This is a genomic window from Tautonia sp. JC769 (assembly GCF_040717455.1).
In the GTDB taxonomy this organism is placed as follows: Bacteria; Planctomycetota; Planctomycetia; order Isosphaerales; family Isosphaeraceae; genus Tautonia.
This window is the reverse complement of the sequence record NZ_JBFEFH010000001.1, coordinates 562725-583896: the sequence shown is the minus strand read 5'-3', so window position 1 is coordinate 583896 and position 21172 is coordinate 562725. Positions and strand designations below refer to the sequence as shown.

Annotated in this window: 19 protein-coding genes and 1 tRNA gene; 16 read left to right on the top strand and 4 right to left on the bottom strand. The window is 65.7% G+C overall.

Translation table 11 applies throughout. The features are described from left to right. The first annotated feature begins 9 nt into the window (after positions 1-9). Entirely contained in the window at positions 10-1149 is a 1140-nt protein-coding gene (locus AB1L88_RS02350; RefSeq protein ID WP_367095013.1) for a bifunctional 2-methylcitrate synthase/citrate synthase, read from the top strand. A gap of 71 nt (positions 1150-1220) precedes the next feature. After that, positions 1221-2462 carry an aldo/keto reductase gene (locus AB1L88_RS02345; RefSeq protein WP_367095012.1) on the top strand — a complete coding sequence of 414 codons (1242 nt, stop codon included), beginning with the start codon at positions 1221-1223 and terminating at the stop codon, positions 2460-2462. Positions 2463-2866: 404 nt separating this feature from the next. Here AB1L88_RS02345 and AB1L88_RS02340 read toward each other — a convergent pair whose 3' ends face one another. The 3 genes from AB1L88_RS02340 to AB1L88_RS02330 form a co-directional block, all read right to left on the bottom strand. Further along, on the bottom strand, positions 2867-4303 hold the full coding sequence (locus tag AB1L88_RS02340; RefSeq protein WP_367095011.1) for an outer membrane beta-barrel protein: 1437 nt from the start codon (positions 4301-4303) through the stop codon (positions 2867-2869). Positions 4304-4375: 72 nt separating this feature from the next. Beyond that, positions 4376-6028 (bottom strand): porin, encoded by a 1653-nt coding sequence (locus AB1L88_RS02335; protein ID WP_367095010.1) that lies wholly within the window; start codon positions 6026-6028, stop codon positions 4376-4378. Between the two features lie 257 nt (positions 6029-6285). Next, the gene (locus tag AB1L88_RS02330; protein WP_367095009.1) at positions 6286-6888 is read right to left on the bottom strand and encodes a transporter; all 603 of its coding nucleotides are present in this window, start codon (positions 6886-6888) and stop codon (positions 6286-6288) included. Positions 6889-7217: 329 nt separating this feature from the next. On the opposite strand from AB1L88_RS02330, the gene AB1L88_RS02325 reads away from it, so the two are divergent. The 10 genes from AB1L88_RS02325 to AB1L88_RS02280 all read left to right on the top strand — a co-directional run bounded on the left by AB1L88_RS02325 (position 7218) and on the right by AB1L88_RS02280 (position 15131). Next, positions 7218-7484, top strand: coding sequence for a hypothetical protein (locus AB1L88_RS02325; RefSeq protein WP_367095008.1), 267 nt, complete (start codon positions 7218-7220; stop codon positions 7482-7484). A 254-nt stretch (positions 7485-7738) separates the two neighbouring features. Beyond that, on the top strand, positions 7739-8644 hold the full coding sequence (locus AB1L88_RS02320; RefSeq protein WP_367095007.1) for an urea transporter: 906 nt from the start codon (positions 7739-7741) through the stop codon (positions 8642-8644). A gap of 52 nt (positions 8645-8696) precedes the next feature. Further along, on the top strand, positions 8697-8999 hold the full coding sequence (locus AB1L88_RS02315) for an urease subunit gamma (RefSeq protein WP_367095006.1): 303 nt from the start codon (positions 8697-8699) through the stop codon (positions 8997-8999). Positions 9000-9042: 43 nt separating this feature from the next. After that, positions 9043-9522, top strand: coding sequence for an urease subunit beta (locus tag AB1L88_RS02310; RefSeq protein WP_367095005.1), 480 nt, complete (start codon positions 9043-9045; stop codon positions 9520-9522). A gap of 29 nt (positions 9523-9551) precedes the next feature. Beyond that, a complete protein-coding gene (locus AB1L88_RS02305; RefSeq protein ID WP_367095004.1) occupies positions 9552-11267 on the top strand; it encodes an urease subunit alpha in 1716 nt (571 codons plus the stop codon). A gap of 396 nt (positions 11268-11663) precedes the next feature. Beyond that, a complete protein-coding gene (ureE, locus tag AB1L88_RS02300) occupies positions 11664-12350 on the top strand; it encodes an urease accessory protein UreE (RefSeq protein ID WP_367095003.1) in 687 nt (228 codons plus the stop codon). 38 nt (positions 12351-12388) lie between these two features. Continuing rightward, on the top strand, positions 12389-13057 hold the full coding sequence (locus tag AB1L88_RS02295; RefSeq protein WP_367095050.1) for an urease accessory protein UreF: 669 nt from the start codon (positions 12389-12391) through the stop codon (positions 13055-13057). A 16-nt stretch (positions 13058-13073) separates the two neighbouring features. Beyond that, entirely contained in the window at positions 13074-13712 is a 639-nt protein-coding gene (gene ureG / locus AB1L88_RS02290; RefSeq protein WP_367095002.1) for an urease accessory protein UreG, read from the top strand. Then, positions 13709-14620 (top strand): urease accessory protein UreD, encoded by a 912-nt coding sequence (locus AB1L88_RS02285; protein WP_367095001.1) that lies wholly within the window; start codon positions 13709-13711, stop codon positions 14618-14620. Before ureG ends, AB1L88_RS02285 begins: the two co-directional genes overlap by 4 nt. A 139-nt stretch (positions 14621-14759) precedes the next feature. Then, on the top strand, positions 14760-15131 hold the full coding sequence (locus AB1L88_RS02280) for a hypothetical protein (protein WP_367095000.1): 372 nt from the start codon (positions 14760-14762) through the stop codon (positions 15129-15131). A gap of 95 nt (positions 15132-15226) precedes the next feature. Here AB1L88_RS02280 and AB1L88_RS02275 read toward each other — a convergent pair. Further along, positions 15227-15298 (bottom strand) — tRNA-Cys (locus tag AB1L88_RS02275). 212 nt (positions 15299-15510) lie between these two features. Between AB1L88_RS02275 and AB1L88_RS02270 the strand changes: the two genes are divergently transcribed. The 4 genes from AB1L88_RS02270 to AB1L88_RS02255 all read left to right on the top strand — a co-directional run bounded on the left by AB1L88_RS02270 (position 15511) and on the right by AB1L88_RS02255 (position 21153). Continuing rightward, positions 15511-16368: a prephenate dehydrogenase gene (locus tag AB1L88_RS02270; RefSeq protein ID WP_367094999.1), complete on the top strand. Its 858-nt coding sequence runs from the start codon at positions 15511-15513 to the stop codon at positions 16366-16368. Between the two features lie 362 nt (positions 16369-16730). Continuing rightward, positions 16731-18995: a tetratricopeptide repeat protein gene (locus AB1L88_RS02265; RefSeq protein WP_367094998.1), complete on the top strand. Its 2265-nt coding sequence runs from the start codon at positions 16731-16733 to the stop codon at positions 18993-18995. Between the two features lie 158 nt (positions 18996-19153). Then, positions 19154-19894 (top strand): YebC/PmpR family DNA-binding transcriptional regulator, encoded by a 741-nt coding sequence (locus AB1L88_RS02260; protein ID WP_367094997.1) that lies wholly within the window; start codon positions 19154-19156, stop codon positions 19892-19894. Positions 19895-19983: 89 nt separating this feature from the next. After that, complete coding sequence (locus AB1L88_RS02255; protein WP_367094996.1) at positions 19984-21153, top strand: LL-diaminopimelate aminotransferase; 1170 nt, start codon at positions 19984-19986, stop codon at positions 21151-21153. The last annotated feature ends 19 nt before the right edge of the window (positions 21154-21172 follow it).

Genomic DNA, 21172 nt, shown 5'->3' with positions numbered 1-21172 from the left:
GGAGCGCCCATGAACGCCGAGATGTTCCGAGCCAGGAAGGGACTCGAGGGGGTCATCTTCGACGAGACCGCGATCTCGGACGTCATCCCCGAGCGCCAGACCTTGCTCTATCGGGGTTATCCGGTCGCGGCCCTGGCCGAGCAGTGCCGCTTCGAGGAGGTCGCCTACCTGCTCTTGCGCGGAGAGCTCCCCGCCCCCGAATCGCTCACCGCGTTCACCGACTTCGAGCGGCATAACCGGTCGCTCGACGACGGGACGCTCCGGGTCTTGCGCGAGTCGCCGGCGGGCCATCATCCCATGGACTCGCTGCGGACCGCCGTCAGCTTCATGTCCATGTCGCTCCCGAGTCCCGGCCCCGAGGATCACGCAGCCTTGCTCCGCTCGTCGGAGCTCCTCTTCGCGAAAATGCCCACGATGGTCGCGGCCGACTACCGCCTCCGGCAGGGCAAGGCCCCGGTCCCCCCCCGGCCTGATTTGTCATTGGCCGAGAATTTCTTCTCCATGTGTTTCGAGCAGGTCCCGGGCCCGGACCTGGTCAAGGCGTTCGATGCGTCTCTGACCCTTTATGCCGAACACGGCTTCAACGCCTCGACGTTCACGGCCAGGGTCGTCGCCTCGTCGCTGTCCGACCTCGGATCGGCCGTCACCGCGGCGATCGGGTCGCTGAAGGGGCCGTTGCACGGCGGGGCCAATGAGGCCGTCATGGCGATGCTCACCGAGATCGAGAGCCCCGATCGGGCACGAGACTGGGTGCTCGGGGCGTTGGCCGACCGTCGCAAGATCATGGGATTCGGCCATCGCGTCTATCGCCTGGGCGACTCTCGCGTGCCCACGATGAAGACCTACCGCGATCGCGTGGCGCAGGCCACAGGCGATTCGCGATGGATCGCCATCTCCGACATCGTCGAGCAGACGGTCCTGGAACAGAAAGGGATCCCCGCGAACCTCGATTTCCCCGCCGGCCCGACCTATGCCCTCCTCGGCTTCGACAGCCCGATGTTCACGCCCATTTTCGCGATGGCCCGGGTCACCGGCTGGTGCGCGCACGTCATGGAACAACTGTCGTCCAACCGGATCGTCCGCCCCCTGAGCGCCTACGTCGGTCCTCAGGAACGCCCTGTCCCTCCACCACGCGATCGTCCCGCCTGACCCGAAGCATCGCCCGTCGTCCGACTCCGATCCAGTTCCCATCCTTTTCCTTCATCAAGGATGCCCAATCGATGGCCCACGACCCGATCCAATCGACCGACCGCCGGACGTTCCTCCAGGCCGGAGCGCTCGCCTCAGCCACCATCATGGGTTCCGCCTCGGGGTCGCGATCGCAGGAGGCCGAGGCCCCCGGGGAGGCGGTCCTTCCCCGGCGGACGCTCGGGAAGACCGGCGTCGAGGTCACCTTGCTCGACCAGGGTGCCATCCGAGGACCAAGCTACGATCGCCTGCTGCGCTTCGCCTTCGCCAGCGGGATCCGCATGTTCGACACCGCTCGCGTTTACGGGACCGAGGGGAACCTGCGCCGCTGGTTCGAACAGGCTCCGGAGGTCCGCAAGGAGATCTTCCTCGTCACCAAGGACACGCCCCGGTCCCCCAAAGATCTGGTCGACCAGCTCGATCGCCGGCTGGAGGCCCTCGGGACCGACTACATCGACCTCTTCTTCATCCACGGCCTGGGAGACGACCACTCGCTCGACGACGCGATGAACATGGTCTCGAGCCAGGAGTTCAAGGAAACCGCCGAGACGATCCGCAAGTCCGGGAAGGCCCGATTCGTCGGCTTCTCGACCCACCACAAGGACCGCCCGCAGATTCTCCAGGCCGCGGCCAAGGCCGGGCATGTCGATGCCATCATGTTACAGTATCGCCCCTGGCTCGATCGGGACGCGCCGCTGAACCGCGCCCTCGACGCCTGCTGGGAGAAGGGGATCGGCCTGATCTCCATGAAGCAGATCGCCGGGCAGCTCTACGGCGACGCCCCGCAGGGCAACATCCTCGATGACGTCGTGGCTCGCGTCCCCGTGCTCAAGGAACGCAACCTCACCCCCTTCCAGGGCCTGCTGCACGCCATCTGGAGCGACGAACGCATCAGCAGCATTTGCTGTTCGATGCGCAATACCGAGCAGATCCGCGAGAACGTGGATGCCGCCCACCGCTTCGAGCCGCTCGAAGCCGCCGACATCAACCGCCTTCGGGACGCGACGCTCGCCCACGGTCCGACGCTCTGCGCCAACTGCGACGGCCGATGCTCGCTCGCCGGCGGCACTCGGGCCGCCCTCGGCGACCTGACCCGATTCCTCACCTATTCCCGGCACCTCGGCGACCGCTCCGAAGCCCGACGCCAGTACGCCCGCCTCTCGTCGGACGCCCGAGACTGGTCCGACGCCGACCTTGCCGCCGCCCGGGCCGCCTGCCCCGAGCATCTCGACTTTGCCCGGCTTCTCCCCGAAATCGAGCGGCACCTGGCCTGATCTCTCCTCGCCCCCGCGTCGCCGAGGGGATCGGTTGCATCCAATGCTCCCGTCCCTTCTCGGCTTCACCGGCGTGTCGATAGCCTTGTCCGACCAGCGGGCCTCAGCAAACTCATCCTCATCTCGCGCACGAATAAACCCGAGGTGAATCGATCACCTCGGGCATCATCCTCACCAACCGACCCTCCTCGACAACGAACGAGGCGCCGCCCGGATTCGAACCGGGGAATATCGGATTTGCAAGCGGCCCGGATCACCGGCGAGAATTCGGGTAAAGTTGGGCGATGCGTCGGAATCGCTCGTCGGGCATCTCGAGGCGGCGCATCAACGGATTCCTTGGGATCGATCGGGCTGCCCAGGCGATCACGGATCGCCCCGCCTCCGCAAGAGATTGTGAGTAGAACCTAGAAATTGACGATCAGGTCGCATGCGATCGTCACCTGACGATTGGAGTTACCGTTGTCGAACGGGCGATTGGGGTGTGCCCAGTCGAGGCGGACTTCCGGTCGGAACCAGACTCGAGGCATGGGCTTGATGACCATGCCGAGCGTCACTTCGTAAAAGTCCCCGGGCAACCCGGTCCGAGATCCGGCCACATTTCGGAACCATTCCGATCGCCAGACCAGCGCAAGCGGCTCAGAGACCTGGTACAGGAACCAGGTGCCGATTCCATACCACTGGTCCGAGGCAGGAAGGCCGTTCTGGCCGTTCGATCCAAGGCCGGGGATCGCTCGTTCCCAGCCCACGTCGAATTCGAATACCTGCAAAAGTTCATTGGACCATTGCCTGGAGAGGACCGTGGTGAAGAGGGTGCGGTCGTTGCGGGCGTACCCGGGGTTGGGCAGTCCCGCCAGGCTCGGGATGTTCACGTAGCCGGTCGGGAACAACTGCGTATCGACCGGAAGAAAGTTCGGGAATTGATTCGGACCCCAGACGCACGTGAAGGCAAGGTGCGTACGCTCATCCTTCGAATCCCAGGAAAAGCCACCGAGATAACCCCAATTGTAGTTCCGGTTGATGAAGCGGTCCCAGCCGTTCACCGCCCCGTTAAAGAGTTTGAAGCGTTCGGACACATTGAGCGTGGTCAGCACCCCGAAATGGGTGAAGGGTTGTCCGTAGTTAAACATGTAAGGAACGGAAAGGAGTGACCGGCTCAATGCCGGCACCCCTTCGTATCCGGCGATCGTGTACCAACGGCCCCCTCGCACGTCGAGGCCACCGTCGGTCAGGATCGGCAGGTGGACATTTGCGTAAAACTGGGCTGGGTCGTATCCTGCAACGCTGTTCAGGCGAAAGGTGTTATCGAACAGCCCATGCATGTGGGTGAATTGCCAATCGTTGCCGAACAGGTTGTCGAATCGAAAGCCGAAGTTCACCCGATCGACTTGCTCCAGCGGTTGTTCGAAAATGAGATAGTACTGGTTGCCCATCCATTGATTGGCGAGGTCGTTCGGAGTGACGCCGAAATTCAGGCCGTTCGCAGGATTGGACGGATTGCCCGTATAGCTATTCTGAATCCACCCGTAGATTCGGACCGGGCTTCGCTCGATCCCGAGAAGTCGATTCAGCAGGTGTTCGCCGTCGGGCAACAGCGGTGAACTTTCTCGAGAACTCTGATTGGTCCGCCCCTGGCCGATGCTCGGCACGCCGGAGTCGCTCGGGTAGAGGTCCAGCAGCAAACGGCTCGCCCGCTCCAACGGCGCTTCCAGGATTGAGAGGGGAGGGTCGATCAGATCGGCAATCGGATCCTGGGCCGCCGCTCGTCCGGTGAGCACCAGGACGGCGAGTACGTTCCAGCCAAATCGCCCGCATCGCGGGGCACGAAGACTCGTCACCTTCACCCCGATCGTTTCCTCCCGGCCGTCCGTGCCGGGCCCTGTGCGCGGCCGGTGATCCGGCCGTTGCGTCCGGGCCTAGAAGAACATGGCGTAGCGGAACCAGAAGGTCCCCCAGGTGTCGATCGGCTCGGGCCCGTTGATCGGGATCGGGCGGTTCAGCCCGGTCCAGACGTAGTTGAACGAGAGCCGGGTGTAGCGGTTCGGCCACCAGTTGATGCCGGTCATGAGCTGGGACATCCGGTTTGTCGAGGTCTCCGGATCGGCGAATCCTCGACTGAAGTCACCGTTGCCGACGTTGAATTCCGACCACTGGGCGGCGAGCTGCCAGGCCCCCGGACCGAACTGACCCCTGCTCGGTCGCCAGGGGCGGAGCGGTGCAACGGTCGAGTAGCCCTGGAATCCGTTGCCCGGGTAGTCACGCTCCCCGGTCAACCAGTATGAGGCGTTCACGTAGTACGCGTGCTGGGTCGACCGGCCGGCGTTCCTCGCGTCCTGCAAGACTCGGCTGAAATTCATATATTCCGCCAGGACACTGAATCGCCCGTACCAGAAGAAATGCGGGGCGAATCGGGTCCTCACCCCTCGGGAGATGATCCCCTCGTTGTACGTGAAGAAGGGGATGCCCGTGGAAGTCACGAATTCCGAGTTGGTCGTCGGCTCACCCGCGCCGTTGATGAAGGCGATTTGCTGCCCGGGATCCAGGGCGTACTCGTCGTAACCGGCCGAGAACCCGGCACCGGCCCCGAGCGCCTTGAAGATGCTGCCATCAAGATTCGCAAACGGGGTGAACGTGACTGCGCCGTTGTACTCGACGTTGCCGTTCAGGGCGTACCAAAAGCTCGTCCCCGGATTGTTCACTCCAGACCACCACTGGACCCGACCATCGAGCAGGTTGCCCGACGCCATCACGCCGAGCTGCCGTTTCCCTGCCAGTTGGAAGAGCGGCGAGTTGGTGATCACGGGCTCCATGGCCGGGGAGAAGCCATAGTACTCGTAGAGCGGAGGGGTGAGCCCCTTGCCGAATCGGACGGTCAGGCGATCGCCGAACCGGTACGCCCCCCACACGTCGAGGAGGTTGAACTGCCCGAGGAAGCCCTGCGTGCCGACCTGGTAGACCCAGTTCCGTGTGATGTTCCCGTACAGGAAGGTTCGGGCGAAGGGGACGTTGAACCCCTGCTCGATCGTCGGCATGTCCTGACGATCGTAGAAGGTCCCGTCCAGGGTCACCTGGTTGGTCAGATTGACCGAGAATTCGCCATCATCGTCGCCGAGGTGCAGATAGCCGCCGCCGCCGAGCGGGCCGGTCCCCACGTTGTAACGGTAGGCTGGTGAGAGCGGAAAATTGTCCCGGGTCGGATGGTCGGTATCGCCGTAGACCTCGGTCACGGTCGTCGTGCCGGAGTGGGTCGTGGTGACCCGAGGCGCGGGGGAACTCCCGCGCAAGCTCACGGGGGGCGATCCCCCCCCGGTGTCGATCACCGTCGTGCTGCCCGACGGGGTCGGCACGGGTCGGGAAATCGAAGTGCCCCCTGGGCGGCTGATGCCAGGCCCCAGGCCGGCGTTCAGGTCACTCAGGGAATAGCCGGGATCGCCCGCCGGCTGGCCCTGACGGAAGATCGAAAGCTCTTTCCGGAGGGTCTGGACCTCGCGTCGGAGCTCGTTGACCTGGCTCACCTCGGCCCGGAGCCGTCGGATCTCCTCCAGCAACTCGGCATCGGTCGAGGGCAAGGGGGCCTCCGGCCCCGCGGGGCCGAAGCCCGGCACGTTTGCCTCCGGAAGAGCCGGGGGCAGCGGAGGGATGTCCTGAGCGCTTACGAGGGCCGTCATTCCCGCCGTCACGAACAGCAGGGCTCCACCGATCGTCCGGAGAGGGGGGCGGGGTGATCGTCGCTTCGATCGCGGCTCTCGAATCATCCCTTCGATCCTCCCCGGTATTGCCTGCCCGGCGGCACGCGACGATTCTCAGCGAGACCCAAACGCCTCGATCAGAAATTTTTGATCATCTGGAAGATTGTTTGCGTCTCGAACGGGTTCGGGCCGGAAAGCGGCACCTCCAGCCCCCCGAGTATGTACCACTCATTACCCAGGCCGAATCGGAAGCCGGGGGTCAGGCTGAAGTAAGTCCAACTGCCGCCGCTCAGCTCGGTGTGGAGATTCGTCGCGAGATAGGCGACGAAATTCTTGAAGATGGGCGCGTCCGCGGGGGTGAGATACTTGCCGACGGCCAGCCGAGCGTCGAAAGAGGCGAATGGGCTCGGAGAGGCGTTGAAACCGGTCCACGGATTGAACCGCTGCAAGGCGGCCGAAGCGGGGGAGAAGTTCGTGGGGATCGTCACGCCGACTCCCCCACGGACCACCCAACGGTCGATCGGATTGGTCCAGAATTCGAGATCGGGGGAGAGGCTGGCCGCGCCGTTGCCGTTTCGTGCGTCCCCCGTCGGCAGCCGCACGAAGAGATTCGTGGTCAGCGTATACCGTCGATCCTCGGCCAGGAGGACCCGAGGAGCGATGGTCAGATCGCCGAAATCGGTCCAGTTGCCGGAACCGATCGCGGTCGAGGCATCGGGAGCCGACGTCACGAACGGCACGAACCAGCCGAGCTCGAGGCGACGGCTCGCGGGGTGAAGAGGAAGTAGGCGCCATTGTAAGCATCTCCACCACCCGGCAGGTCTCTTGCATAGGCGAACGAGAAAACGAAGAGCCGAGAGAAGGCCCCGTCGGCGTTGTTGATCCAGGTCCGTCGGGGGGCGTCCCCGGGGGCGGGCGCGTAAACCTCATCCCAGCCCTCGGTGAAGAGCGTCGAGAAGGAGAGCGGGCGCCAGGCGTCCGGGCGCAACGGCCCGAAGAGCGATTCCGAGGCCACCTTGATCGGGGAGCCGATGATCCGAAGGGAGTTGGGATCGACCGATTGCCGAGCATGAGCGACCTGCCCGGCAAGTTCGACCAAACCGAGGGCGATCAAGAAGAATGGCCACCGTGGAATCGTCTCACGACAATGGTAACGCATCGGCATTCCCAGTATCGATTCTCAACGAAGCCCGGTTTTTCCAAACCGGTGAACACTGCGGCCTGTGACAATTCTTTCGGGCGTCACGTGACGAATCCTGAAGCCAATCCGACCGACCAGTCGGGCGGGATTCGTGGCCGATTGCCGTCCGCCTCGCGTAAGCCCCATCGACTGTGAGGCTTGCGGAGACGACCAGGATCCGGGGAGAGGCATTCGCCCATCCCCATACGTTAAAAAACATGGGATCCCGATCCTAAGGTGTTGCGGCCCCCATCCGGTTCAGCAAGAATGCTCTTGCCAAACCTGGCGATGAGATGGACCGTCGAGAGTCCCCCGCGAGTCTTCTTCCGACTCATGGCGACTGAGCGTCGATCCCGGCATCGATCGTTTCTGTCCGGCCTGAGTGTCTCGGCCCGCGATGAGGCCACATCATGAGTCCCGACGTCGCGGACCAATCTTCCGCCGATTTCGACGTTCGCCGATGGGTGGTGATCCTGCTCCGGGGGGTGGGGCAGGTGATGTTCCAGGGGCACGCGGCCACGGGCCTGCTGTTCGTGGTCGGGATGGCGGTCGCCGGGCCCTTGATGGCGATCGGCGCGTTGCTCGGCGCGATCGTCGGTCCGGCGACGGCCCATGTGCTGAGGTTCGATCGGGGGGAGCTGGCCGACGGAATCTACGGGTTCAATTCCACTCTCGTCGGGGTTGGACTGATCTTCTACCTCAAGCCCGAGCCGTTCACCTGGGGGTTGATCGTTCTCGGGGGCGTGATCGCCACGGTCTTGACGTTCGGCTTGAGACGGCTGGTGAAGGCTCCCACGTACACGACCCCCTTCATCGTGACCACCTGGATTGCATTGGTGATCGCCCATGCTGCGGCCGGGACCTCGATCGACGTGAAGCCCGCCCCCCCGTCGGCCACGCCCGCAGGGTTCGTGGCTGCGGTCCTGGACGGCGCCGCCGAGGTCATGTTCGGGGCGAATGTCGCGACCGGGGCCCTGTTCCTCGTGGGGATCGCCCTGAGCAACTGGCGTCACGCGGCGATCGCGACGCTCGGCTCGATCGCCGGGACGGCCCTCGCCATGTATCACAACGACCCTTCGGGATCGATCTCGATCGGCATCTACGGATACAATGCGGCGCTGGCCGCGATGGCGGTCTATCTCTGGCGTCCGTCGCTCCTGTTGCCGATCCTGGGGGCGATCATCTCGGTGCCGATGACCGAATTTTTCCCGAAATCGGTGGGCCTTCCCGCCCTGACGGCCCCGTTCGTCGTCGCGTCCTGGATCGTCCTGGCCCTCGGTAGCCTGGAAGGCCGGTTCGAGCGCATGCCCGCCTGACCGAGATTGATCGCCTGCATCGCCCCGGATCTGTCCCCTCGGAGTCACTTCGATGCACCTGACGCCTCGCGAGATTGAGAAGCTCCTGATCTACCAGCTCGCCGACATCGCGGAGCGCCGCAAGGCGAAGGGGCTGAAGCTCAACCATCCCGAGTCGATGGCCCTCATCTGCGCCGCGGCGCTCGAGAGGGCCCGAGAGGGGAAGACCGTTGAGGAGGTGATGGCCGAGGCGGCCCAGGTTCTGACCCGGGACGACGTGATGGACGGGGTCGCGGAGATGATCCCCTTCGTCCAACTGGAGGCGGTGTTCACCGACGGGACCCGTTTGATCACCGTCCACGAACCGATCAAGTGAGCACGGGCAAGGGCAGTTAATTGTCGATACAGGAGCGCGTCGCATGGCCGAGAAGCCACAGGTCCCGGCGGGGGAACGCCGGACATTCGCCCGACACCCGGACGCCCCTCCGCAGTCGGACAGCTTCGAGAAGGTCCCGGTCGGGGGCCTGATTCTGGCCGAGGGCGACATCGAGCTCAACGCCGAGCGACCGACCGTTGCGCTGAAGGTGAGGAACACGGGGGACCGGCCGATTCAGGTCGGCTCGCACTTTCATTTCTTCGAGGTCAATCGCTACCTCGAGTTCGACCGCCCGGCCGCGTTCGGCATGCGGCTGAACATCCCGGCGACAACGGCCATCCGGTTCGAGCCGGGGGACGAGAAGGAGGTCTCGCTCGTACCGATGGGGGGCAAGCAGTACTGCCTCGGCTTCAACAACCTGGTCGACGGCTGGACCGGAGGCGGGCCGACTCCCGACTATCGGCCCAACTTCGACGCCGCCGTCAGGAAGGCCCGGGAACTCGGCTTCAAATCGACCCAGTGATCCCCCGCCCCCTCAGCGCGAGCCACACGATGAAGATCTCCCGCAAGCAGTACGCAGACCTTTACGGACCGACGGTGGGCGACAAGATTCGCCTGGGCGACACCGATTTGTATGTCGAGATCGAGAAGGATCTCCGCACGTTCGGGGATGAACTGGTCTGTGGCGGCGGGAAGACGCTCCGCGACGGCATGGGCAGCGACAACCAGCTGACCCAGGAGGCCGGCTGCCTGGACCTGGTCATCACGAACGTCACGATCCTCGACCCGATCCTGGGGGTGATCAAGGCCGATGTCGGCATCCGCAACGGTCGGATCGTGGGCGTCGGCAAGGCGGGCAACCCCTCGACGATGAACGGCGTGACGCCGGGCCTGACGACCGGCACCGCCACCGACGCCATCACCGGAGAACACCTGATCCTGACCGCCGCCGGCATGGACGCGCACATCCATTACATCTGCCCGCAGCAGGTCTGGGCGGCGTTGTCGAACGGGATTACCAGCTTCTGGGGAGGCGGTATCGGCCCGACCGACGGGACCAACGGCGTCACCACGACCAACGGACCCTGGAACATCGAGATGATGCTGCGGGCCGCCGAGGGCCTGCCGATCAACTTCGGGTTCCACGGCAAGGGGAACGCGAGCGCCCCCTCGCCGCTCGTCGAACAGCTCCGGGCCGGGGCGGCGAGCTTCAAGATCCACGAGGATTACGGGACCACTCCGGCCGCGATCCGGTCCTGCCTCTCCGTCGCTGATGACTATGACGTAAGCGTCTCCATCCACACCGACACGCTCAACGAGTCTGGCTTCGTCGAGGACACGCTGGCCGCCATCGACGGCCGGACCATCCACACCTACCACTCCGAGGGCGCCGGCGGCGGCCACGCCCCCGACCTGCTCAAGGTCGTCGGCCAGCCGAACGTGCTGCCCAGCTCGACCAACCCGACGCTCCCCTGCGGCGTGAACTCGGTGGCCGAGCTGTTCGACATGATCATGGTCTGCCACAACCTGAACCCGAAGATCCCCTCCGACGTCGCCTTCGCCGAGAGCCGCGTCCGGGCCGAGACCATCGTCGCCGAGAGCGTCCTGCACGACATGGGGGCGATCTCGATCATCTCCAGCGACTCGCAGGCCATGGGCCGGGTCGGCGAGCACTTCCTCCGCGCCATGCAGACGGCCGACGCCATGAAGAAGGCCCGCGGCAAGCTCCCCGAGGACGCGCCGGGAAACGACAACTTCCGCGTCCTCCGCTATCTGGCCAAATGCACGCTGAACCCCGCCATCACCACGGGCGTGTCGCATATGGTCGGCTCGATTGAGCCCGGCAAGCTGGCCGACCTGGTGCTCTGGGAGCCCGCCTTCTTCGGGGCCAAGCCGAAGCTTGTCCTCAAGGGGGGATTCGTGGTCTGGGCCAACATGGGCGACCCGAACGCCTCGCTCCCGACGCCCCAGCCGATGCTCTATCGGCCGATGTTCGGCGCCTTCGGCTCGGCGCTGGCGAAGACCTGCGTGACCTTCGTCTCGCGCCTGGCCCACGACCTCGGCGTCAAGGAGAAGTACGGCCTGCAGCGGATCGTGGAGCCGGTCAGCCGGACCCGAGTCCTGACCAAGCAGCACCTGGTCCGCAACGACTACCTGCCCCAGATCGAGGTCGACCCGCAGACGTTCGCGGTGAAGGTCGACGGGGTCCACGCGACCGTCACCCCGCCGAAGACGATCTCGTTGAATCAGCTTTACTTCTTCAGCTAAATCGGGTGACCCCGGGTGGGGAAGGCGGGACGGCGTTACGCGCGTCTTTTGTGCTCCCGGGCAACGCCACGCACGGCCACTGCCCCACGAAGAACCGGATCGCCGCGTTTCCGATCGGTCTCGCGGCTGTCCACTCCGCCGAGGACGGACCGATCGGCGCAGGCCTCGCGCTCTTCGTCACCACGCGGACCATCGGCGGCCTGTCGACGTTCAGCACCCCGAGCCGGGGCACGATCCGACTTCGGGACGAACCCGGCGAACCTCTCCTCGCTTCCATCGATCCGGTCCTCAGCCCGCCCATCGGCGAGTCGCTCGTCGAGGTCGGATTCCTCGAGGGCAAGACACCGTCGCGACGATCTCGGGCATGATCTTCTCTGCAATCCAAGGGGGCCTCGGATGATTCTCGTGGAATCGGTCGTCGGCAATGAAGGCGACCCCATCTGGAAGGCGAATCTCGAAGGCGCGTCGATCGATGCCCTTCAGCTCGACCAGTGGCAGGCGCAGAAGAACCGATTCCGCCGCAAGACGGAAGCGGGCGTCGAGGTCGCCGTGGCCCTGGAGCGGAACACGCACCTGCACGACGGCGACATCCTCGCCTGGGACGAGGCGAACCGATCGGCGATCGTCGCCCGGATTCAGCTCCAGGATGTCCTCGTCGTCCGGCTCGATGGCGTGCTCGGCCAGTCGAGCGACCTGCTGGCCCGGACCTGCGTGGAACTCGGCCACGCGCTCGGCAACCAGCACTGGCCGGCGGTCGTGAAGGGGTCGGCCGTGTACGTCCCGTTGACCGTCGACCGCAAGGTCATGGCCTCGGTCATGAAGACGCATGCGTTCGTGGGAATCACCTACGAATTCCAGCCCGGTGCCGAGGTCATCCCGTTCCTGGCGCCCCACGAGGCGCGCCGCCTCTTCGGCGGGGCCGATTCGACCCCGCATTCGCACCTCCCCGCGGCGGACCCTGCTCGGGCCCATCCGCACGAGCACACGCACGTCGATGCCGAGGGCCGGGTCACTACGCACAGTCACCCCCACGAAGTCGCAGGGCCCGACGACCACGACCACGACCACCCGCACGCCTCCTGACACCGGACGAGCCTGCCGTGTCCGAAATCCTCCGCCTCATGCGCGTCTTGCAGTTCGGCGACTCGGTCCTGCCGGTCGGGGCGTTCTCGTTCTCGAACGGGCTCGAGTCGGCGATCCAGAGCGGCGTCGTCCGCGATGTGGAGACGCTGGGCCAGTTCGTCCGGACGGCGACGGCCCAGGCGAGCACGTCCGACGGCATCAGCCTGCTGACCGCCTTCCGAGCCGCCCAATCGGCCGACGAGGCCACGATCGACCGGGCCGACCACGCGTCGTTCCATCGCAAGCTCAACGAGGAGCAGCGGACCATGTCCGTCCGGATGGGCCGCAAGCTCGCCGAGATGTCGGACCGGACAATCGGCCCATCTTCCGCGACGGACTGGCTCGATCGAATCCGGGCCGGGCGCGTCCCCGGCACATATCCTGTCGGTCAGGGGCTCGTCTTCCAGGCCCTCGGGCTGGGAGAGGTCGACGCCTTCGCGGCCCAGCAATACGGCCTGGCCAGCATGATGATCAACGCCTCCCTCCGGTTGATGAAGATCCACTACCTCGACGCCCAACGCCTCCTGTTCGAGGTCAACGCCCGGGCCGAGGACGACTACCACCGAATCAAGGCATTGACGCTCGACGACATGGCCGCATTCGCCCCCATGTTCGACGTGCTCTGCTCCGTCCACGTCCATTCACACGTCCGTCTGTTCATGAGCTGAAACGAGAGTCGATTCCATGAAGAAGATCACCCGTATCGGCATCGGCGGCCCCGTCGGCTCCGGCAAGACTGCTATCATCGAGGCCATCACTCCCCAGCTGCTCGACCTGGGCGTCCGGGTGCTCGTGATCACCAACGACGTGGTGACGACCGAGGACGCGAACCATGTCCGGCGGACGCTCAAGGGAATCCTGCTCCCGGAACGCATCCTCGGCGTCGAGACCGGGGCCTGCCCCCATACGGCCGTCCGGGAAGACCCGAGCATGAACCTCGCCGCGGTCGAGGACATGGAAGCCCGATTCCCCGACACCGACGTCGTCCTCATCGAGTCCGGCGGCGACAATCTCACGCTGACCTTCAGCCCGGCGCTGGTCGATTATTTCATTTATGTGATCGACGTCGCCGCCGGGGACAAGATCCCCCGCAAGAACGGGCCCGGCATCACCCAGTCCGACATCCTCGTGATCAACAAGACCGACCTCGCGCCCTACGTCGGCGCGAGCCTGGAAATCATGGACCTCGACTCCCGGATGATGCGAGGCGACAAGCCGTTCGTCTTCACCAACTGCAAGACCGGAGAGGGGATCCGGGAGCTGGTCGACCTGATCCGAGAGAACGTTCTCTTCGATCTCGAACTGCCCGTGACCGGCCGATGAATCCCGATGCGCCCGAACTCGCCCCTTACCAGGACGAGCCGAAGCAGCTCCCAACCGGGAGCTTCGGCAAGCAGGCCCTGCTCCGGCTCCGATTCGAGCAACGCGGCGATCGCTCGATCCTCGCCAGGAGCGAGCGACGGGCCCCGCTGCTCGTGCAGCGGGCCCTCTATTGCGACGAAGGGATGCCCGACTTGCCGGTCGTCTACATCATCTCGAACTCCGGGGGCATCCTCCAGGGAGACCGCTACACCCAGGAATTCTCGGCGGGTCCGGACGCCCGAGGTCACCTGACGACCCAGGCCGCCACCAAGATCCACGAGATGGATGCCAACCACGCCATCCAACTCCAGGCCATCTCCCTGGAGGAAGGTGCCTATCTGGAATATCTCCCCGAGCCGGTCATCCCGTTCCGCAACTCGCGATTCCTCACCCGGACGAACATCACGATCGCACCCTCGGCCACGCTCCTCTACTCCGAGCTCCTGCTGTCGGGGCGCCTGCATTACAAGGGAGGGGAGCGATTCGCCTTCGATCTGTTCTCTTCCACGGTCTCGGCGAGCCGGGGATCAGGCCCAGAGCTGTTCGTAGAAAAGTTCGTGATCGAGCCGAAACGCGTCCCGGTGCCACAGGTCGGGATCATGGGTCCGTTCGACGTCTTTGGAAACGTGCTCTTGCTGACCCCTCGCACCCATGCCGATGCCATCTACGACCAAACCCCCGTCGAATGGAAGCCGGAGGACGGCTACGTCGCGGGGGCAAGTCGGCTTCCGAACGACGCCGGAATCGTCTACAAGATCCTCGGGCGCGACACCGCCCTCGTGCGTCACAAGCTCCGTGAGTTCTGGGCTCGCGTTCGTTTCCAGGTCACCGGCAAACCCGTGCCCAGGCCATTCCCCTGGGGACCCTGACGCCTCTTCGCATCTTCTCCATCGGGGCTCGGCGGACAGGAAGAGCGAGTCGCCATTGTCGTCAGCTCAGAAGCCCTCGCAGAATTGGCTCGGTTGGCGTGAGGCTTGCGGCCACCTGAGGTGGAGTCCGCCTCGATTGATGGAGCCCTCGTCATGGCCGAGCTCGCAACGCCCCCTCTGGAGCCCGGCGACGGTCTTCAGCGCCTCGTGGATCGAGCCCGGAACCAGTTCCTCCGAGAAGGCCCACCTGAAGGCCCGGACGATCCGCCCAACCCACTTGTTGACCTCGTTGCGGCAGAGGACCGACTCGACCATCCGTCGCCGGACCGCCTCAAGCTTCAGCGGCCCGAAGTCCCGGGCGACCGTCGCGCCGTACACGTGGCGGAGCGGCCGGACCGAGAGCCGGATGTCCTTGGCGACCGAGTTACAGGTCCCGGCCGTCGAGGGTGACGACCGCCTGGCCGGAAGGCTTGTGAAGCCGGCGGGCAGGGAAGCGACGGGGGCGCCCTGACATCGCGGACGACTCCAATCCGGTAGAGTACCGGTGAGTAGGCCGCCCCTCCGTCGGCGGTTACGCAAATAGTTGCATTGGCCTGCGTTACACAGAGGCGCCGCCCGGATTCGAACCGGGGAATAACGGATTTGCAATCCGCTGCCTTACCACTTGGCTACGGCGCCTTGCACGGAAGAGGATTCTAGGGGATCATCCTTCCGGCAGCAAGACCCTGGTACGGTTGAAGCGAGCGGTTCCGCAGGTTGCCGAGATTGGGGAAGGCGGTCGGGGCTCGCGAGGCGATTCGGCCCGAGGGCATCATCGGGTTCTTGAGACGACCGGTGGGGATGCGAGTCTCTCGGCATAACAGGGCGCGATGGGGCTTGAGGAGGTCGGGTTGCGACAGTTTGGGACGGTGACGATCGTCGGGGTCGGTCTGATTGGCGGATCGATCGGGCTGGCCTTGAGACGCCGCGGGCTGGCGGATCGGGTCATCGGCCTGGGCCGCGATCGGGAGCGTCTTGCCGAGGCGGCGAGGCTCGGCACGATCGACGAGGGCATGACCGACCGCGATCGGGCGGTGGCCGAGGCCGACATCGTCGTCGTCTGCACGCCGACAGACCGGATCGCGGACGACGTTAAGCGACTCGCCGTCGCAAGTCGTTCCGATGTCGTGATTACCGACGCGGGGAGCACCAAGCGCAGGATCGTCGAGGCGGTTGAGCAAGACGATCGGGCGCGGGCTGTCTTCGTCGGCGCCCATCCGCTGGCAGGCTCAGAGCGTCGAGGCGCCGCGGCGGCCCGGGCGGATCTGCTCGAGGGCAAGGTTTGCGCCCTGACTCCCTCGTCCCGGACGCCGGGCGACCGCCTCCGACGCGCGATGGAATTCTGGTCGGCGGTCGGTTGCCGGATCGTGACGCTCGATGCCGATGCCCACGATGAGGCGCTGGCTCGGACCAGTCATCTGCCCCACGTCGTGGCATCGGCTCTCGCCCTGAGTGTCCCGGCCGAGCATCTGCCACTGGCCGCGGGGGCCTATCGAGACGGGACCCGGGTCGCCGCGTCCGACCCCGACCTCTGGGTCGCGATTTTCCTGGAGAATCCGGACCATCTCCTCGCGGCCCTGGAAGACTTCCGATCGGCGCTCGACCACTTCCGCGACGCCCTTCAGGAGCGGGATCGCGAGCGACTCCGGTCGCTCTGGCAGAACGGGAAGCTCGTACGCGAGCAATTCGATCCACCACCGACCCACTGACTCGTCATTGGAAACTGTTCTCTGCGAAGACCTCGGCGCGATTCCGTCGTGCTCGGCGATTGCCCCCGGGCCTGCCGAGTGCCGTGGACGATGCGGTCGCCCGGGTAAGTCCCTCGATGGAAACCAAGCGCCCTCGGAGGTCGGTCCTCGCCGATCGGGGCGGCGAGCCTCGGCCCGTCCCGGCGGACTTGGCAGGGCAGTCGCGGTCGTGCTACGATAATGCAAAGCACCGGGCAGTCGAGAGTTCTCGGCCTGGCCCCGTCCGCAACGAGCCCCGAGATGCAGTGTCCGACCCAGGTTCGACGGTCGATTGAAGTTGGTGGCTTCAACGGGCCGGGATCAGCGGAGGATCACCAAGGATCATGATCGGTTCTCACTGCGTCCAAGCGTTGTTCCTCCTTGTGCTCGGACTCTCGACCTCCCCTGGCATCCAGGACCAGGAAGGGGCCGAGCGATCCGGCGGGGCGGAAGCGGAAGCAGCCCCCCAGGAGCAGTCGCATCCGCTGCTCGATCAACCGGAGCGCTTCGTGCCGCGATCGCCCCGGACGGCCGAGGACATCGAGCAGCTCGACACGCTCCGGCTCTATGCCGCCGGCCGAGCACTGGAAGCGAGGCGCGACTGGACGGATGCGGTCGAGCTGCTTGAACGGGCTCGGGAGCTGGAACCCGATTCGGTCGCGATCCTGAGGCGCCTGAGCCGGCTCTATTTCGGGCTCGGCGGCGAGGATCGCATCCAGAAGGGGCTGGACACGGGGTTGGCCGCCATCGAGGCCGAGCCGGAAGACGCCGAAACTATCCGGCGCCTCGTGCGTCATTATCGGACCTCGAATAACGACGAGGCGGCCGAGCAACTCCTCCGATCGGTGCTCGACAACCCCGAGCTCCCCGCCTTCTGCCAGGCCCGGCTCGTGGTCCTGCACGAGCTCGGTCGCCTGCACGCCGATGCCCAGCAGTTCGATCGGGCCGTCGAGCCGTTCGCCCAACTCGTCCGATTGCTCGACTCCCGAGAGGCGACCCGGCTGACCCCCGCCCAGATTCAGGACGTGTTCGGCGAGGTCGAGGCCGATGCCTACCGCCGGATCGGCGAATCGTTCTTCAACGCAGGCCGATTCGACCTGGCCATCGTGGCCCTGCGGCGCAGCCTCGTCTACGACCCGGATAGCCAGCAAACCCCGCTGTACCTGGCCCAGGCCCTGCTCCGAGACAATCGGCCCGAGGAGGCGCTCGCCTTGCTCGAACCGATCGTCGAGGACCGTCCGCCCGGCCGCGTGACCTTCGACGTGCTCATCCAGGTCCTGACCGTCCTGAACCGTGCCGAGGAGATCATCCCGAGGCTCGAAGAGGCCTCCGAGGACGACCCGTCGAACTACCTGCTTCGCTATGCCCTGGCGGAGCGCTATGAGGCCGAGGGCCGCCGCGACGACGCCCGCCGCCTCTATCGAACCCTGATCAGCGACCAGCCCGACCCCGAAGGCCTGGCCGCCCTGGCTCAGACGCTCCGAGAGCAGGGGAAGCTGGAGGATCTCATCCGCCTCTTCGAGACCGCCCGCACCCAGCGCGGGGGTCGCCTGGCGATTGAGACGCAACTGCGGTTCATCGGCACCGATCCGGAGCTGGCCGGCGAAATCCTGGATGCCGGCATCGCGCTCTTGAAGGAAGATCCCCCCCGCCTCGGCCAGGTCGGGATCGATCTCCTCTCCGACATCGCGGACCGATCCGACCGCGTGGAACAGCGGGTCGAGCTCGATCGCCTGAGCCTCGAACGCGACCCGTCCCCCCAGAATCATCTGGAGCTGGCCGACTCGCTGGTGGCTGCCGGGGAGCCGGGGCAGGCCGTCGAAACCTTCGATCAATTGTTGCAACGGTTCCCCGAACTTCAGAACGAACCCCAGCTCCTCGCCCGGATGGCCGAGCTGCAATTCGACGCCGGCCGGATCGAGCAGGCGCTCGAGAGCGGCCGGAAGATCCTCGATCGCCAGCCGAACGACCTGCCGATGATCCAGCTCGTCGGCTACGCCTTGCAGCGGCTGGAACGCTTCGACGAGGCCCTCGCCCTCTATGAGGGCATCCCCGACCGGTTCGCCGGCAACCCCGAGGCCATTCGCCTGTCCAAGATCTGGACCGCCAACGCCCTCGCCTCCGCCGACCGCTTCGAGGAAGGGGAGCAGATCCTCCTGCAATTGCTCGAAGAACAGCCGGACGACCCCTGGCTGAACAACGACCTCGGCTACCTCTGGGCCGAGCGAGGGATCAAGCTCGACCGCGCCGAGGAGCTCATCCGCAAGGCGGTCGAGGCCGATCCCTCGAACAGCGCCTACCTCGATAGCCTCGGCTGGGTGCTTTACAAGCAGGGCCGCACCGAAGAAGCCATCACCCACCTCGAAGACGCGGTCCGGCTTCGGCCCTCGGCCGTCAATCTCGACCACCTGGGGGATGTCTACTTCGTGCTCGGGCGCCGCGACGACGCCCGAGACGCCTGGCAACGCGCCGAGGCCCTGGCCGAGGGTGCCGACCCTCCCGACCCGACGCTGGCCTCGATCCGGGAAAAGCTTCAGGCCCTTGACGACGACGGCGACGCTGACCCGCCCTCCCCTCCCGACGGGGACGCCGAAGCAATCCATCCCTAAAGTGGTCCTCCTCTTCCCGAACCGTTTGACGTTGACGATCCACCACGCGTTGCGTCGCCCTCCGGAGCGCCAGGGCAATCGTCCGATCGGCCTGGCCCGGCTCCCGGGTGGCTCGCTCAATCTCGGTGGTTCGCCCGATCCTGGAGTCTCATACCGAGATGGCTGGTCACTCTCACGCCGCGAACGTCGCAGCCCGCAAGAATTCCGTCGACGCCAAGCGCGGCAAGCTCTTCAGCAAGCTCTGCCGCGCCATCTACGTGGCCGCCCGCACCGGCGGCCCCGATCCGGTGACGAACCTCCGGCTCCGCTACGCGATCGACAAGGCGAAGTCCGTCAGTTGCCCGAAGGACAACATCGAGCGCTCCATCAAGAAGGCGACCGGCGAGCTGGGCGCCGAGAGCTACGAGGAAGTCATCTACGAGGGCTACGGCCCCGGCGGCGTCGCCGTGCTCTGCGAGATCCTGACCGACAACCGGAACCGGACCGCCGGCGAGGTCCGTCGCGCCTTCGACATCTGCGGCGGCAACCTCGGCTCGACCGGCTGCGTCAGCTACCTGTTCGACTACAAAGGGCTCTTCCTCGTCGAGGCCGCGAAGGTCGAGGAGGAGCAGCTCATGGAGATCGTCCTCGAAGCCGGCGCCGATGACCTGAAGCGAGACGGCGACTATTACGTCGTCACCAGCGACCCCAAGGCCTTCGACGACGTCCGCAAGGCCCTCGAAGATCACGAGATCCCGACCGAGAGCGCCGAGACCAGCTACCTGCCGCAGACGACCGTCGATCTCGACGTCGAGAACGGCAAGAAGATGCTCAAGCTCCGCGACCTGCTCGACGACAACGACGACGTGCAGAACATCTACAGCAACGAGAACATCCCCGAAGAAGCGATGGCTTCCTGAGCGATCGCTTCATCCCTTTTGCCCGAATCCTCGCTCACCGTCCGGGGGTGCGTCGCCGCCCCCCGGACGCCCTCCCTCGGAAGATCACGATGCCAGAAACCTTCGTCAAGTCCGAGCGGCTCCGCCAGCTCCCCCCCTACCTGTTCGCCGAGATCGACAAGAAGAAGAAGGCCGCCATCGCCGCCGGCCGCGACGTGATCAACCTCGGCGTCGGCGACCCGGACAGGCCCACCCCCGAGCCGATCGTCCGGAGCCTCCAGCAGCACGTCGAGAACCCGAGCTTCCACCAGTACGCCCTCGACCAGGGCTCTCCCGAGCTGCGACGCTCGATCGCCTCGTTCTTCTCCCGCCGCTACGGCGTCGATCTCGACCCCGAGACCGAGATCCTGCCGACGATCGGCTCGAAGGAAGCCCTCGCCCACTTCCCCCTGGCGGTGATCAACCCGGGGGATGTCGGTTTGGTGCCCGACCCGCGCTATCCGGTCTATCGCTCCGCCGTCCAGTTCGCCGGGGGCGAGCCGTACATCATGTCCCTGGAGCCGGGCCTCGGCTTCCGCCCCGATCTCGACGCCGTGCCGGCCGACGTCTGGAAGCGGGCCAGGCTCATGTTCCTCAACTACCCGAACAACCCGACCGCCGGGTCGGCCGACCTCCCCTTCTTCGAGAAGGTCGTCTCCCTGGCCCGCGAGCACAACTTCGTTGTCGCCCAGGACGCCGCCTATTCCGAGGTCTATTTCGACGATCCCCCGCCGAGCATCCTCCAGGTCCCCGGCGCGAAGGACGTGGCCGTCGAGTTCCACAGCCTCTCGAAGACCTTCAACATGACCGGCTGGCGCGTCGGCTTCGCCGTCGGCGGCGCCCCGCTCGTCTCGGCGCTCGGCCAGGTGAAGGCCAACAGCGACTCGGGCATCTTCACCGCCGTGCAGATGGCCGCCGTCACGGCCCTCGACCAGTACGAGACGATCACCCCGCCGATCCGGGCCCTCTACAAGGAGCGACGCGACGTTCTCGTCTCCGGCCTGAAGCGCCTCGGCTGGGACGTGCCCACCCCGGCCGCGACCTTCTACGTCTGGATCCCCTGCCCCGCCGGATACGACTCGACGACGACCTGCTCCAAGCTGCTCGACGAGGCCAACCTCGTGACCACCCCCGGTCTCGGCTTCGGCGACGCCGGCAATGGCTTCTTCCGGATGGCGCTGACCGTCGATTCCCCTCGCCTGGAAGAGGCGGTCGCTCGCATCAGCAAGCTTTCCTTCTGAACCCGCTCGGGGGCGATCG

Bases quoted from the DNA above. Each gene is read 5' to 3' on its own strand.
- AB1L88_RS02325 (WP_367095008.1), top strand. From the start codon at position 7,218: ATGAGCGACCTGCCCGGCAAGTTCGACCAAACCGAGGGCGATCAAGAA.
- AB1L88_RS02280 (WP_367095000.1), top strand. From the start codon at position 14,760: ATGGAGCCCTCGTCATGGCCGAGCTCGCAACGCCCCCTCTGGAGCCCG.
- AB1L88_RS02255 (WP_367094996.1), top strand. From the start codon at position 19,984: ATGCCAGAAACCTTCGTCAAGTCCGAGCGGCTCCGCCAGCTCCCCCCC.
- ureE (WP_367095003.1), top strand. From the start codon at position 11,664: ATGATTCTCGTGGAATCGGTCGTCGGCAATGAAGGCGACCCCATCTGG.
- AB1L88_RS02295 (WP_367095050.1), top strand. From the start codon at position 12,389: ATGCGCGTCTTGCAGTTCGGCGACTCGGTCCTGCCGGTCGGGGCGTTC.
- AB1L88_RS02345 (WP_367095012.1), top strand. From the start codon at position 1,221: ATGGCCCACGACCCGATCCAATCGACCGACCGCCGGACGTTCCTCCAG.
- AB1L88_RS02305 (WP_367095004.1), top strand. From the start codon at position 9,552: ATGAAGATCTCCCGCAAGCAGTACGCAGACCTTTACGGACCGACGGTG.
- AB1L88_RS02310 (WP_367095005.1), top strand. From the start codon at position 9,043: ATGGCCGAGAAGCCACAGGTCCCGGCGGGGGAACGCCGGACATTCGCC.
- AB1L88_RS02320 (WP_367095007.1), top strand. From the start codon at position 7,739: ATGAGTCCCGACGTCGCGGACCAATCTTCCGCCGATTTCGACGTTCGC.
- AB1L88_RS02265 (WP_367094998.1), top strand. From the start codon at position 16,731: ATGATCGGTTCTCACTGCGTCCAAGCGTTGTTCCTCCTTGTGCTCGGA.
- AB1L88_RS02315 (WP_367095006.1), top strand. From the start codon at position 8,697: ATGCACCTGACGCCTCGCGAGATTGAGAAGCTCCTGATCTACCAGCTC.
- AB1L88_RS02285 (WP_367095001.1), top strand. From the start codon at position 13,709: ATGAATCCCGATGCGCCCGAACTCGCCCCTTACCAGGACGAGCCGAAG.
- AB1L88_RS02260 (WP_367094997.1), top strand. From the start codon at position 19,154: ATGGCTGGTCACTCTCACGCCGCGAACGTCGCAGCCCGCAAGAATTCC.
- ureG (WP_367095002.1), top strand. From the start codon at position 13,074: ATGAAGAAGATCACCCGTATCGGCATCGGCGGCCCCGTCGGCTCCGGC.
- AB1L88_RS02350 (WP_367095013.1), top strand. From the start codon at position 10: ATGAACGCCGAGATGTTCCGAGCCAGGAAGGGACTCGAGGGGGTCATC.